This is a genomic window from Nocardia brasiliensis ATCC 700358, from assembly GCF_000250675.2.
In the GTDB taxonomy this organism is placed as follows: domain Bacteria; phylum Actinomycetota; class Actinomycetes; order Mycobacteriales; family Mycobacteriaceae; genus Nocardia; species Nocardia brasiliensis_B.
Map to the genome: position 1 here is coordinate 6,216,929 of NC_018681.1, position 12,935 is coordinate 6,229,863.

Annotated in this window: 12 protein-coding genes; 8 read left to right on the plus strand and 4 right to left on the minus strand. The window is 69.2% G+C overall.

Annotated features, from left to right (window positions below):
* Positions 1–229 precede the first annotated feature (229 nt).
* From O3I_RS27380 to O3I_RS27395, 4 genes are all read left to right on the plus strand, one after another.
* Positions 230–979, plus strand: a complete 750-nt coding sequence (locus O3I_RS27380) for a nucleotidyltransferase domain-containing protein (RefSeq protein ID WP_014986250.1) — start codon at positions 230–232, stop codon at positions 977–979.
* Positions 980–1,185: 206 nt separating this feature from the next.
* On the plus strand, positions 1,186–2,226 hold the full coding sequence (locus tag O3I_RS27385; protein WP_051066772.1) for a fatty acid desaturase family protein: 1,041 nt from the start codon (positions 1,186–1,188) through the stop codon (positions 2,224–2,226).
* Positions 2,227–2,348: 122 nt separating this feature from the next.
* On the plus strand, positions 2,349–3,347 hold the full coding sequence (locus O3I_RS27390) for a hypothetical protein (protein WP_014986252.1): 999 nt from the start codon (positions 2,349–2,351) through the stop codon (positions 3,345–3,347).
* Positions 3,348–3,483: 136 nt separating this feature from the next.
* Positions 3,484–4,506, plus strand: coding sequence for an NAD-dependent epimerase/dehydratase family protein (locus tag O3I_RS27395; RefSeq protein WP_014986253.1), 1,023 nt, complete (start codon positions 3,484–3,486; stop codon positions 4,504–4,506).
* Positions 4,507–4,590: 84 nt separating this feature from the next.
* On the opposite strand, the gene O3I_RS27400 is transcribed toward O3I_RS27395, so the two are convergent.
* Positions 4,591–5,436: a S1/P1 nuclease gene (locus O3I_RS27400; protein WP_051066773.1), complete on the minus strand. Its 846-nt coding sequence runs from the start codon at positions 5,434–5,436 to the stop codon at positions 4,591–4,593.
* 172 nt (positions 5,437–5,608) lie between these two features.
* On the opposite strand from O3I_RS27400, the gene O3I_RS27405 reads away from it, so the two are divergent.
* Complete coding sequence (locus O3I_RS27405) at positions 5,609–6,085, plus strand: GNAT family N-acetyltransferase (protein ID WP_014986255.1); 477 nt, start codon at positions 5,609–5,611, stop codon at positions 6,083–6,085.
* Between the two features lie 31 nt (positions 6,086–6,116).
* Here O3I_RS27405 and O3I_RS27410 read toward each other — a convergent pair whose 3' ends face one another.
* A complete protein-coding gene (locus O3I_RS27410) occupies positions 6,117–7,637 on the minus strand; it encodes an MFS transporter (RefSeq protein ID WP_041562910.1) in 1,521 nt (506 codons plus the stop codon).
* 75 nt (positions 7,638–7,712) lie between these two features.
* On the opposite strand from O3I_RS27410, the gene O3I_RS27415 reads away from it, so the two are divergent.
* Positions 7,713–8,621 (plus strand): LysR family transcriptional regulator, encoded by a 909-nt coding sequence (locus O3I_RS27415; RefSeq protein WP_014986257.1) that lies wholly within the window; start codon positions 7,713–7,715, stop codon positions 8,619–8,621.
* A gap of 183 nt (positions 8,622–8,804) precedes the next feature.
* On the opposite strand, the gene O3I_RS27420 is transcribed toward O3I_RS27415, so the two are convergent.
* On the minus strand, positions 8,805–10,142 hold the full coding sequence (locus O3I_RS27420) for a PLP-dependent aminotransferase family protein (protein ID WP_014986258.1): 1,338 nt from the start codon (positions 10,140–10,142) through the stop codon (positions 8,805–8,807).
* Positions 10,143–10,204: 62 nt separating this feature from the next.
* Here O3I_RS27420 and O3I_RS27425 point away from each other — a divergent pair, with 62 nt between their 5' ends.
* Together O3I_RS27425 and proS are read left to right on the plus strand one after the other, a co-directional pair.
* Positions 10,205–10,843: a DJ-1/PfpI family protein gene (locus O3I_RS27425; RefSeq protein ID WP_041564442.1), complete on the plus strand. Its 639-nt coding sequence runs from the start codon at positions 10,205–10,207 to the stop codon at positions 10,841–10,843.
* A gap of 10 nt (positions 10,844–10,853) precedes the next feature.
* The gene (proS, locus tag O3I_RS27430; protein ID WP_014986260.1) at positions 10,854–12,293 is read left to right on the plus strand and encodes a proline--tRNA ligase; all 1,440 of its coding nucleotides are present in this window, start codon (positions 10,854–10,856) and stop codon (positions 12,291–12,293) included.
* A 10-nt stretch (positions 12,294–12,303) separates the two neighbouring features.
* Here the strand turns inward: proS and O3I_RS27435 are convergent, their stop codons facing one another.
* Entirely contained in the window at positions 12,304–12,930 is a 627-nt protein-coding gene (locus tag O3I_RS27435) for a LysE family translocator (RefSeq protein ID WP_171904501.1), read from the minus strand.
* Between the last annotated feature and the right edge of the window lie 5 nt (positions 12,931–12,935).

Below are 12,935 nucleotides of genomic sequence, written 5' to 3' on the forward strand. Positions count from 1 at the left end.
ACCACCTCCGCCGACCACCATGCGAGCAACCGCACCGATCCCGCAACATTTGTTGCCATATCGGCAATATCTGTCCGGGCTGAAATCCGGTCGACCGCGGGACGGTGGCTCGGTACCCTCCGATGCCATGGAGTGATGCCGAGTGCGCCCCCGGACAGCGCTGCCGCCGTGGCGGATTCAGCGCGCGGACGGCGCTGCCCGCATCCCGCACTCCGATCGAGGGACACCCATGACCGATCAAGAATTTCTTTCCCGCGTCGCCGCGCGCCTGGCCGCCCTGCCCGGTACCCAGGCGGTGACGCTCGGCGGCTCCCGCGCCCAGGGCACCCACACGCCCGAGAGCGACTGGGATCTGGCCATCTATTACCGAGGCACCTTCGACCCTGCCGCACTCCGTGAAATCGGTTGGGACGGTGAAGTATCCGAGCTGGGCGGCTGGGGCGGCGGCGTCTTCAACGGCGGCGGCTGGTTCACCATCGAGGGCCGCAAGGTCGACGTGCACTATCGCGACCTGGACGTGGTCGAACACGAACTCGCCGAGGCCGAGCAGGGCCGATTCCATTGGGAGCCACTGATGTTCCATCTGGCGGGCATTCCGAGCTATCTGCTGGTGGCCGAACTCGCCGTCAACGAGGTGTTGCACGGCACCCTCCCCCGGCCGGGCTACCCACCGGCACTGCGCACCGCCGCACCGCCGGTCTGGCGCAACCGGGCCGAGCTGACCCTGCGCTACGCCACGGACGCCTACGCCCGCCGGGGGCAGGTCACCGAGGTCGCCGGAGCCATCGCCATCGCCGCGATGGCCACGGCGCACGCGATCCTGGCGGCGCGCGGGGAATGGGTCGTCAACGAGAAGCGGTTGCTGGCGCGCGCGGGCCTGCGCGATATCGACGCGATCGTAGGGCGGTTGACACCCGACCCGGAGGCGTTGGCGCGGCAGCTCGCAGCGGTGCGGCACGTGCTTGCCACCGCGAGCTGACCCGCTACCTGCGACGACATGGTTTCGTCGCCGTCGCGTCACGGAGATGTTCCGCCAAGCGGCCTACCCGTTTGCCTGATCGTGGTTCGGCACGTGCATCCTGTACTCGAACAGATTGAATCCTTTGGATTGCCCGACTGCCGACGAGACCAGTGTCACCGGATGCGGTTCGGCGGACCGTCCCGACGACAGTGAGAGCAGGACCGATGCGGCCTGTGGTGATGGAAGGCGTCGCGGCACGGCGCGGCAGCGAATACGCGGTGTTGCTGCGCCGGGTGCGACAGGCCGGGCTGCTCGACCGGCGGCCGCGGTACTACGCGTGGAAAAGCGCGGTGACCGCCGCCGCCTTCGTGGGTGGCTGGCTGGTGTTCGTGCTGCTCGGCGATTCGTGGTGGCAGCTGGGCGTCGCGGCGTTCCTCGGAATGGTGTTCGCCCAGTTCGCTTTTCTCGGTCACGACGCCGGGCACAAGCAGATCTTCGCGAGCAGGCGCGCCAACTATCTGTACGGGTTGATCTTCGGCAACCTCGGGATCGGGGTGAGCATCGGCTGGTGGACCAGCAACCACAACCGCCATCACGCGCACCCGAACACCGAGGACGCCGACCCCGACATCATGGGGGTGCTGGCGCACTCCGGTGCGCGCGCCCGCGCCGAACGAAGTTGGCGGCGGCTGATTTTCCGATACCAGGCCTGGTTGTTCTTTCCGATGCTGCTGCTGGAGGGCGGCAGCCTGCATTTCGCGAGTGCCCGCGCGGCACTGCGCTGGCCGATCCCGAACCGACGCGCCGAAGGGGCACTGCTGGCGTTGCACGCCGTGGCCTATCTGGGCACGGTGTTCCTGATTCTCTCGCCGATCAAGGCGCTGGTGTTCATCGCCGTGCACCAGGGACTGTTCGGGCTCTACATGGGCTGCACCTTCGCGCCGAATCACAAAGGCATGGCGGTACTTTCGGCCGGAGACCGTACCGACTTCCTGCGCAAGCAGGTGCTCACCTCCCGTAACGTCCGCGGTGGCGTCGTCATCGATGCGGCACTGGGCGGCTTGAACTATCAGATCGAACACCACCTGTTCCCCTCGATGCCGCGAGCCAACCTGCGCCGCGCCCAGCCCATGGTCGCCGAGTTCTGCGCCGAGATCGGCGTACCGTACTGCGAGACCAGCCTGCTCCGCTCCTATGCCGAGGCGCTGCGCCACCTCGACGCCGTCGGCAAGCACACCAGGACGCGCACGGAATCCGCTGCCTGACACCGGCTGTCGGGCGATCGACGGACATACACGGCACCCCGGGCGCTGCGAAACTCATCGAGAGAGCTGTGGCGCCGCGCAACCCCGGCCGCCACGGCAACACTGCGGTAGGTGAGGTTCCGATGGGATTCTTCGGTCGAAAGTCCGAGCTGCGCACTGGTTTCGAGCACGAGTACGTCCCGCTGCCCGACCCCGGCCTGCCCGACGGAGAGACCCGGCAGGTGCTGTATCGGGCGCTGCGCGAGATCGGCTTGGCCAACATCGTCTTCGGACCCGGCGACGTGCGGGATTGCTTTCACGCGTTGACGTCCGTCGCACCGGTCTTCCGGACCACCGTCTCCGACAACCGGATGCTCGGCCGCTTCCCCGGCGAGCCGGACGTCTTCTGGTACGCGCTGCAGGGGTCGGCGGGCGCCGCGATCGTGATGTCCTTCGGGCCGGAAAGCGAGGACAGCTTCCGGCAGGTGCAGATCGACGGCCCGCTGAGCCGAACCGCGCTGCAAGCCCCGTTCGAATGGGGCACCGTGATGGGTCTCGGTGCCTCGGTGCCGGTCGGCTTCGCGCGGATCTTCGCCGACGCCACCCTGCAACCATTGTCGGCGCTGCCGGGTCTGGAGCGCTTCCGCCAATCGGACGAAAACGGTTCCGGCGCAGGGTCTCCCGCCGACGAACCGACCATCACGCTGCCGCCACCGCCACCCGAGCTGCCGATCCAGATCGGGTATCGCCTGCTCGCCACCGCGCCGCAGAGCGTCCTGGTGTACTCCGCGGCCGCACTGAGCGAGACCTTCACCGGGGTGTACTCGGCCGCACCGGTTTTCGGCGCGACGTCGCTCGCGTTCGAGGACGGCTGGGTCGGCGCGTTGCCCGCGCCGTCGGTGCAGTGGTTCGGCGTGGACGGACCCGCCGGGTCCGCCGTCGTGGTAACCGCTGCCACGAGTGCCGATTTCGCCTTCCTGAGCACCGAGGTCATGCCGCAGGTCGGCAGTCTGCCGTCGGCGTTCACCTGCGGTATCGCCGACCGGGCCGTCGTGCCGCAGTCCTTCGCCCGGCTGTTCACCAGGTCGGACCAGCGCCCGATCTGGGAGCTGCCGGGGATGGGGCATCTGCGTCAGTCCTGAGCGGATCTCCTTGGCCCGGTGCGTTTCCAGTACCCATATCGGGCGACTTCGGCGAACCACCGGCGTAGCGCGACCGGCGGCTGATGCGCGTCCAGTAGGGTCTGCGCGGTCAACGTACCGGACAGTGGAGGACGACATGAGTGAGCTCGTTCTGGTTACCGGCGGAACCGGCTATATCGCGGGGTGGTGCATCGTGTCGCTGCTCGAACGCGGCTACGACGTACGCACCACCGTGCGCAGCCCCGACCGGGAACCGGCGGTGGTCCAAGCCGTCTCCACGGCCGTCGATCCCGCGGGCCGATTGAGTTTCGCCACCGCCGACCTGATGTCCGACGACGGCTGGGCGGACGCGGTCCGCGACGTCGACTATGTGCTGCATGTCGCCTCCCCGCTCGGCGTCAATGCCGCCGAGGATCCCGAAGCGCTGATCGCCACCGCCCGCGACGGCGCACTGCGCGTCCTGCGCGCCGCGACCGCGGCCGGGGTGCGGCGCGTGGTCATGACGTCGGCGGCGAACGCGGCGAGCCCGTCGTCCTACGCCAGTGAAGGCATCACCGACGAGACGCTGTGGACCGATCCCGACGATCCGACGCTCATCCCCTACCGGCGCTCGAAAACCCTTGCCGAGCGGGCAGCCTGGGATTTCATGGCGACCTACGACGGACCCACCGAGCTCACCACGGTGCTGCCGGGCGCGGTCTTCGGCCCGATCCTGAGCACCGGCACCACGGGTTCGGTCGATATCGTCGCGCGCATGGTGTCCGGCAAAATGCCCGGCGTGCCGCGCATCGGACTCGAGATCGTGGACGTGCGCGATCTCGCCGACATCCACCTCAAGGCGATGACCGCGCCCGCCGCCGCGGGCGAACGTTTCCTCGCCACCGGCGAATTCACCTGGATGCGCGATATGGCCCGCACCCTGCAGAACGGTCTCGGCGCGCGCGGCAAACAGGTATCCACCCGCCAGCTCCCGGATTTCGCGGTCAAGCTCGCCGCCCGCTTCAGCGACGCACCGCTCGGCGAGATCACCCCGGCCCTCGGCCGGCGCAACCGGCACAGCACCGACAAGGCCAAACGCCTGCTCGACTGGCAACCCCGGCCCGCCGAGCAAACCGTCCTGGACTGCGCCAACAGCCTGATCGCGCACCGCGTCGGCTGAGTGCCGTCGGCCCACACCAGCGCGACGGTGTGGGCCGAATACAGCTCGGGCGCAGCCGGACTCACGGCCCGAGCGGTCCGGAACTCAGGACTGCGAAGACCCCGAACCGAGCAGGTTCGGTGCGCCGAGCACCGTGTTCAGCAACTGCCCGAGCCGCTCCCCCGCGAGCCGCAACCGGTTCTCGGCCACCGGCAGGAACTGCTGGGTGTACTCGTCACCGATGGTGGACGAGGCCGGATAGAAACCGGGCGTGTCCACCACCCGGCAGCTGTCCTCGGCCCACTGCACCGGATCGCTGTCCGGCTGCGCGGGCGGCAAGGCGGGCGCGGGCAGCGCGAGCAGCCGCCGCAGTTCCTCGGCGTCGCTCGCGTGCCGGGTGTCGAGCAACCGGCCGTCCCACACCGAATGCAGGTTGGTGGCCTTGCCGAGGTAGGTGACCCGGAACTCGTTGCCGCCGCGGTCGCGGGCGTACCCGGCGTGCAGCGGCTGGTGGATGTCGCCGACGAAATGCACGACGAACTTCAGCGCCTGCGCGCGCTCGGCGTCCGCGCGCGAGCGGTCGGCCAGGATCTTCGTCTGCGCGCGCAACGCGTCGACCACGTTGTCGCCGTTGTTCCCGTTCACCGCCGCGTCGTAGACGCAGCCGTTCTCCCCGATGTTCACGTAATGCCACGGCGCGGAACGCTTCCCGAGGTCCGGATCGTCCCGGCGCACCTCGTCGGCCCAGTTCGCCACTCCCGCCAGCGTCGGATTCGCCTCGCCGGCCAGCAGCCGCGAGACCTGATCCCGGGCGGCCGGGTCGAGCCGGAGGTCGGCGATCGCGCCGACCGTGTTGTGCCCCTGCACGCCCCACGCATTCGCGGGCGGCGCCACGGCGAACAGGATGGCACCGAGCGCACACACGCCCGCTAGAGCTGTTCTACCTCGCATCGAGAAGAATCCTTTCGACCAGCGTCCGATGGCCCCGACCGTGCACGATCCCTACCGCTCAGAGTCTCCGCGACAATTTCCATCCAGAACTGAACACCGGATAAACAGTGTGCGACAACCCCGCCGCCCACCATGCCCGAATTGTCGGTGCCCACTGGCACACTCGGCGTTCATGGGCGAAACGATTCGGCTGCGCGAGGTCACCCCGGCAGATCTCGACTTGTTCTTCGAATACGAGCAGGACCCCGAGGCTCTGCTCCGCTCGCACTTCACCCCGCGCGACCGTGCCGCGTTCATGACGCACTGGGCGACCACCGTGCTCGGCGACCCCACCGTTTTCGTCCGCACCGTCACCGTCGACGGCGAAACCGCAGGCAACATCGTGTCCTGGTGGCGCGAAGACCGTCGCTTCCTCGGCTACTGGCTGGCCCGGAAATACTGGGGCCGCGGCGTCGCCACCCAGGCCCTCACCTTGTTCCTCACCCGCGAAACCACCCGCCCCGTCTGGGCCGACCCGCACACCGCCAACACCGCCTCGATCCGCCTCCTGGAAAACCACGGCTTCCGCCGCACCGGATCGGACTGGAACGGCCCAGACGAATACGCCGTCCTGGTCCTCGCCTCACCCGAACCCCGACAACTCCCGTGACACCCGCCGAACGATCCACCGGGCGGAGTGCTCACCGCGCGTCGGACCGCGGGTGCGCGCGTCGGGACAGCAGCGACTCCAGGACGACGAGCGCGCCGAGGACGAGGACGGACACGCCGATTGTTCGTAAGCCGAGGTCGGCGCTCGAGACGAAGGCCGCTACGACGTCGCCGGATCGCTCAGGTGGGGTGACGGACAGCGCCTGGGCTACGGTGTGCGGGTTGTGCCCGGCGCGGATGTCCGGCGGGAGCGCGGCGGCGAATCGGGCGGTGAGCACGGTGCCGATCACGGCGACGCCGAGCGCACTGCCGAATTCGCGGGTGGTGGCCTGCAATCCGGCGCCCACTCCCGCCTGGGCGTGCGGTAGCGAACCCGAGATCGCGCCGGACAGCGTGGGCAGGGCAAGCGTCAATCCGACGCCCATCACCACCAGCCACGCGGCGTAGCCGAAGTACGGCGTCTGCGCGCCGCTGGTGGACAATCCGAGCAGACCGCCGCCGACGAGCACGAACGCGAGCGCGACGGTGGCGTCGAGGCCGATGCGCGACACGACCCGGCCGGCGTAGCGCGCCCCGAAGAGCATCGGGATGGTGAGCGGCAGGATTCCCAGTCCGGTGAGCAGCACGCTGAATCCCTTGCCGTACTGCAGGAACGAGGCGTTGACGTAGAACAGCGCGAACATGCCGAAGAAGACGGTGGTCATGCCGAGGCAGGCGCTGCGCAGGCGCGGCAGGCGGAACAACCGCGGATCGAGCAGGGGGTGTTCGACTTTCAGCTCTACCACCGTCCACACCGCGAAAAGAACTGCCGCGCAGACGAACCCCGCGATGACACGGCCACTCCCCCAGCCCGCCTCGGGCCCTTCGACGATGCCGAGCAACAGCGCGACCGACGCGCCGACCAGCAAAAGCGTGCCGAGCGGGTCGATCCGGCGGTCGTGCCGCGGCGAAACGGGCGCCACCTTGGCCGCGAGCCCGAGCAGCAGCAGGGTGACGGGCACGGCCGCGAGGAACAGCCAGCGCCACGATCCGCCCGAAAGGATCGCTCCGCCACCGACATTGCCGATGACACCGCCCAGTCCCGACATCGACGCCCAGGTCGCGATCGTCGCGGGTTTGCGGTCGGCGGGGACGGCGTGTAACAGGATGGCGAGGGTGTTGGGCAGCACGGCGGCGGCGCCGACGCCGGTGATCGCCCGCCCGACGAGCAGGATCACCACACTGGGCGCGACGGCCGAGAGCAGCGCGCCCGCCGCGAACAACCCGAGGCCGGCGAGCAGTACGCCCTTGCGCCCGAACCGATCTCCGGCGGCCCCGCCGGGAATGACCAAGCAGGCGAAGAAGATCACGTACATGTCGACGATCCAGATGAGCGCCGAGGCGGACGGGTGCAGCTCGCCCGCGGCGAGCATCGGGACGGCGAGATTGGTCGCGGCGATCATCCCGACGACGAGCGCCACACAGGCGCACATGACGGCGAGCAAGCCGCGCCGCGCGTTGGGTTGCGCGCGGGCAGCCGGGGCACGATCACGGAGCACAACATTCGATGACATAGCCAGAACGCTAGATACGCAGGCAGTATGCGTGCCACGCAACCTCGGCAACAACTACTTGCCTACGATGCAACTATGCCTCAGCAGCTCGACCTCAATCTCCTGCGCGTGTTCGACGCGCTGCTGCAGGACGGCAGCGTCACCGCCGCCGCCGAACGCCTGCACCTGTCCATTCCGGCGACCAGCCGGGCGCTGGGCCGGCTGCGCCGGGCAATGCAGGACCCCATCCTGGTGCGGGCCGGGCGCGGACTGGCGCCGACCCCGTTCGCGCTGCGCACCGCGCCGCGGGTGCGTTCGCTGCTCGACGAGGCGGCCGCGTTGATCAGCGCCGACCGCGAGATCACGATCGCGGAACTGGAGCGCACCTTCACGATTCGGATCAACGACGGCGTGGCCGCGACGCTGGCGACGGCAGCCGTCGAGGCCACCTCGGCGGTGGCGCCCGGCGTGGTGCTGCGTTTCGTCGCGGAGGGTAGCGAGAGCGCCGAGGCGCTGCGCGACGGCTCGGTCGATCTGGACATCGGCGCGAGCGAGGTCGCGGCGCCCGATATCCGGTCCGCCGTGCTGTATCGCGAACGGGTGGTCGGCATCGTCCGCGCCGACAGCCCGCTCGGCCGGGACGGCGCGCCGACTTTGCCACAGCTCTGCGACTATCCGCACGTTTCCGCGTCGCGCCGAGGCCGTCAGCGCGGCCCGCTCGACGACGCGCTCGCCGCGGCCGGCCTGCAACGCCATGTGGCCGCCGTCGTGCCGACCTCCGCGGTGGCCGCGTTGCTGGTCTCGACGAGTCACTACGTCGGCCTGGTCCCCCAGCGCCTCGCCGAGGAGCACGGTTCCGCCCTCGGCCTGCGCTGGTTCCCGATCCCCGCCGACCTCCCGGACGTCGAGGTGCGCCTGCTGTGGCATGCCCGCCTCGACGCCGACCCGGCCCAGCGCTGGTTGCGCGACACGATCCGCGCCGCCCTCCGCGACGACGCGGGATAATCACCTGCGCGCCTTACCTTCCCGGCGGTGCGGTCCGACGCCGCACCACCGCAGCCGCGACCGGGACTCGAAACCCGCACTGCCCCAGGCTGTGCAGGCCCCCGCCGCCGCGTTCGGCGATCGTCACAGTATCTGTCCACAGTCCTGCGCCCGCCTGCTGAAACAACCTGCTCAGCAACACTTTCACAGAAACGTGTGGTCGTCGACGACCTGTCTCACGGTAGTGAGCGCGGCGCGCAGGGTCGCCGGGTCGGTCGAGCCGAGGGCGAGGCGCAAGGCGTGCGGGACGTGCCGCGTGGTGGCGAACGGCTCGGCGGCCGACACCGAGATACGTTTGCGGGCAAGGGCTGTCACGATCCGATCGGCTCGGACCTGCTCGGGCAGCGGCAGCCACAGGAAATAGGCGGACGGGTGGCCGAGCAGCGGCAGCCCCGCGAGCACGTCGCGCGCGATCGCCTGCCGGGCTCGCGCGTCGGCGCGCTTGCGCGTCTCGAGCCGGGTGACGGTGCCGTCATCGAGCCAGCGGCACGCGATCGCCGTCATGACCGCGGGCGCGTTCCAGGTGGTCGCGCGGATGGTGCGTTCGAGCGCGGACACGGACGCGGGCGGGGCTACGACGAACCCGACGCGCAGCCCCGTCGCGACGCTCTTGGAGAGCCCGGAAACGTACACGGTGCGGTCGGGCGCGAGCGCCGCCACCGGAGGCGGCGGCCGCACCGCGGAGAACGCGTAGGCCGCGTCCTCGATGACGAGAAGACCGTGCCGACGGGCGATTTCGGCGAGCCGCTCGCGCTGCTCCAGCGACAGCACCCAGCCCAGCGGGTTGTGCACCGTCGGCATCGTATAGACAGCGCGCACCCGTCGTGCCGCGCACAGCCGCGCCAGCGCGTCCAGATCGGTGCCGTCTTCGGTCGCCGGGATCGGCACCGATTCCAGATGGAGCGTCCGGGCAAGGACTTTGAAGCCCGGATAGGTCAGGGCGTCGACCGCGACCACGTCGCCGGGGCGCAGCAGCGCCATGGCGGTGACCGCCAAACCCTGCTGTGCGCCATTGACGATCAGCACCTGCTCGGCGGTCACCGGCACACCGCGCCGCTTCAGGTGCCGCGCCACCGCCGCCCGCTCGTGCGGCCGCCCGGCATGCGGCTGGTATCGCAGCAATGCTTCGATATCGCCGGATGACGCCAACTGCCGCAACGCGTTTCGCAGCAGATCCGCTTGGCCGGGCAGAGCCGGATAATTGAAGTTGAGGTCCACCACGTCGGTTGCGACGGCGCGCTGATCGATGCCGTGGCCGGGCGGCAGCGCGAGTTCGCGGACGAACGTGCCGCGCCCTCGCTCACCGCTCACCAAGCCCATCGCTTCCAGCTCGGCATAAACCTTCGTCGCCGTCACCAAGGCCAGCCTTTCCCGGGCCGCGAGTTCCCGGTGCGTCGGCAACCGGGTACCCGGCGATATCCGGCCCGCGCGGATATCGGCCGCCAATCGGTCCACCAGAGCCTTGTATCGCGAGACCGCCACGCTCGAATTGTATGCAGGACAATTCTTTGATTGTCCTGCAACCGGCGACATACGGTGCCCAGATGCACATCGCCATTCTCACTTTCGAGGGCTACAACGAACTCGATTCGCTCATCGCGCTCGGCGTACTGAACCGAATCAAGAAGCCCGGTCGACGCATATCGATCGCCTGCCCTACTGACCGGGTCCGTTCGATGAACGGCGTGGTGATCGAATCCATGGCCACGCTCGAAGAGGCGGCTGCGGCGGACGCGGTGATCGTCGGCAGCGGGTCCCGCACCCGCGAGGTCGTCGAGGACGGGGCGCTCATGGCACGGCTGCGGCTCGATCCGACCCGGCAGTTGCTGGCCGGACAGTGTTCGGGGACATTGATTCTGGCGAAACTCGGGCTGCTCGACGATATTCCCGCCTGCACCGACCTGACCACCAGACCGTGGGTGCAGGCGGCCGGGGTGGACGTGCTCGAACAACCGCTGTTCGCGAAAGGCGATATCGCGACGGCGGGCGGCTGCCTCGCCGCGCACTATCTCGCGGCCTGGCTGATCGCCCGGCTGGACGGCATCGACGCGGCCGAAAGCGCCTTGCATTACGTAGCGCCTGTCGGCGAGAAGGAGGAATACGTGCGCCGCGCGATACGAAACATCGCTCCGTATCTACCGGTGGAACCGGCCACCCTCGAGGCGACTGCGCGCGCCCACTAATCTCTGGGGCATGGCACGGGACGAGCGCGGGGTAACCGCCCAGAGTGAGGATTTCGCTTCCTGGTACAACGAGGTCGTTTTCAAGGCCGGCCTCGTCGATCGGGGTCCAGCCAAAGGCACCATGGTCATCCGACCGTATGGGTACCGGGTATGGGAGCACCTGCAGGCCGAACTCGACCGCCGCATCAAAGCCACCGGACACGAGAACGCCTACTTCCCGCTCCTGATCCCGGAAAGCTACCTCAGCCGCGAAGCCGAACACGTCGAGGGATTTTCGCCGGAGCTGGCCGTGGTCACCCACGCCGGCGGTAAAGAACTCGAAGAACCGCTGGTGGTACGGCCGACGTCGGAAACCATCATCGGCGAGATGATGTCGAAGTGGATCAGCTCGCACCGCGATCTGCCGCTGCTGCTCAATCAGTGGGCCAATGTGGTGCGCTGGGAGCTGCGGCCGCGAATGTTCCTGCGCACCACCGAATTCCTGTGGCAGGAGGGGCACACCGCGCACGCCGGCGCCGAGGACGCCCGGCGCGAAACCATGCTCGCCCTCGACATCTACGACGAGGTGGCCCGGGATCTGGCCGCGATACCGGTGATTCCGGGTGAGAAGACCCCCGGCGAACGTTTCGCGGGCGCGGTCACCACGTACACCATCGAGGGCATGATGCGCGACGGCCGTGCACTCCAGTGCGGCACTTCGCATTACATGGGCACCAACTTCGCGACGGCCTTCGACATCCGCTACACCGGCGAAGCGGGCCGGGAGGAGTTGTGCCACACCACCTCCTGGGGCATGACCACACGCATGCTCGGCGCCGTCGTGATGACGCACGGCGACGACAAGGGGCTGGTCTTCCCGCCGCGGCTCGCGCCGCACCAGGTGGTGATCGTCCCGATCACGCGCGGCGGCAACACCGCCGTCGAGGCGGCCGCCGAGGACCTGGCGGGCCGGCTGCGGGCGGCGGGCGTGCGCACCCACGTCGACGCGCGAGCGCAGCTCACCCCGGGGTTCAAGTACAACGAGTGGGAACTGCGCGGCGTGCCGATCCGGCTCGAACTCGGGCCGCGCGACCTCGAGGCGGGCACCGCCATGATGGTGAAACGCCTCGGCGACGCGGGCAAGCAGGCGGTTCCGCTGGACTCGCTGCCCGAGACCATGCCGCGAATCCTGGACGAGTTCCAAGCGTTCCTGCTCGCCAGGGCCACCGAGTTCCGGGAAAGCCACACCCGCACCGTCGACACCTGGGCGGATTTCGCCGACGCGGTCGCGACCGGCTGGGCGCTGGCGCTGCACTGCGGCAGCACCGCCTGCGAGGAGGACATCAAGGCCCGCACCGCCGCCACGCCGAGATGCATTCCCTTGCACGCGGACTCGGCGTCCGGAAACTGCGTACGCTGCGCCGCCCCCGCGACGTACGGCAAGCGCGTGATCTTCGGTCGCGCCTACTGAGCGGAGCGAATCAGCTGCTCTGCAACGCGATTCGGAGGCCGAAGGCGACCAGCAGGGTGCCCATCACGGTGTCGATGGCGCGGCGCACACTCTGCCGCGCCAATACCCCGCGCAGCGCGTCGACCACGTTCGCCAGCACGGTGAACCAGGTCAGCGATACCAGTGCGGCGATGACGCCGAGCGAAATGCTGTCGGCGGCAGTCGGTTCGGCGGGCAAGAACTGGGGCAGCAGCGCGATGAAGAACACCGCGACCTTCGGATTGAGCAGGTTGGTCAGCAGCCCCTGCCGGAACGCCGCAGCCGTACCCGGCCGGTTCGCCAGCGCCTCGGCGGTCACGTCGTAGCCGCCGCGCCGGGCGGCCAGCAGGGCGCGCACGCCGAGCACCATCAGATACGCCGCCCCGATGAGCTTGACCACGGTGAACGCCACCGCCGACGCGGCGAGCAGCCCGGCCACACCGAGCGCGCTCACCACCGACCAGCCGAAGACGCCCGCGGCGATCCCGGCCGCACAGGCCATCCCGGCCCGGCGTCCCGACAGCACCGAACTCCGGGTGACGATCACGAAATCCGGACCCGGCGACATCGCCGCCACCAATACCACGCCACCCAGAGCGAGCGCCTGCGCTGTAGACATCACCT

What these genes read in the sequence shown, in the direction of transcription:
- O3I_RS27410 (WP_041562910.1), bottom strand. Translation starts at nt 7,637, where the DNA reads ATGTCATCGAATGTTGTGCTCCGTGATCGTGCCCCGGCTGCCCGCGCG.
- O3I_RS27425 (WP_041564442.1), top strand. Translation starts at nt 10,205, where the DNA reads ATGCACATCGCCATTCTCACTTTCGAGGGCTACAACGAACTCGATTCG.
- O3I_RS27400 (WP_051066773.1), bottom strand. Translation starts at nt 5,436, where the DNA reads ATGCGAGGTAGAACAGCTCTAGCGGGCGTGTGTGCGCTCGGTGCCATC.
- O3I_RS27405 (WP_014986255.1), top strand. Translation starts at nt 5,609, where the DNA reads ATGGGCGAAACGATTCGGCTGCGCGAGGTCACCCCGGCAGATCTCGAC.
- O3I_RS27380 (WP_014986250.1), top strand. Translation starts at nt 230, where the DNA reads ATGACCGATCAAGAATTTCTTTCCCGCGTCGCCGCGCGCCTGGCCGCC.
- O3I_RS27415 (WP_014986257.1), top strand. Translation starts at nt 7,713, where the DNA reads ATGCCTCAGCAGCTCGACCTCAATCTCCTGCGCGTGTTCGACGCGCTG.
- O3I_RS27435 (WP_171904501.1), bottom strand. Translation starts at nt 12,930, where the DNA reads ATGTCTACAGCGCAGGCGCTCGCTCTGGGTGGCGTGGTATTGGTGGCG.
- O3I_RS27390 (WP_014986252.1), top strand. Translation starts at nt 2,349, where the DNA reads ATGGGATTCTTCGGTCGAAAGTCCGAGCTGCGCACTGGTTTCGAGCAC.
- proS (WP_014986260.1), top strand. Translation starts at nt 10,854, where the DNA reads ATGGCACGGGACGAGCGCGGGGTAACCGCCCAGAGTGAGGATTTCGCT.
- O3I_RS27395 (WP_014986253.1), top strand. Translation starts at nt 3,484, where the DNA reads ATGAGTGAGCTCGTTCTGGTTACCGGCGGAACCGGCTATATCGCGGGG.
- O3I_RS27385 (WP_051066772.1), top strand. Translation starts at nt 1,186, where the DNA reads ATGCGGCCTGTGGTGATGGAAGGCGTCGCGGCACGGCGCGGCAGCGAA.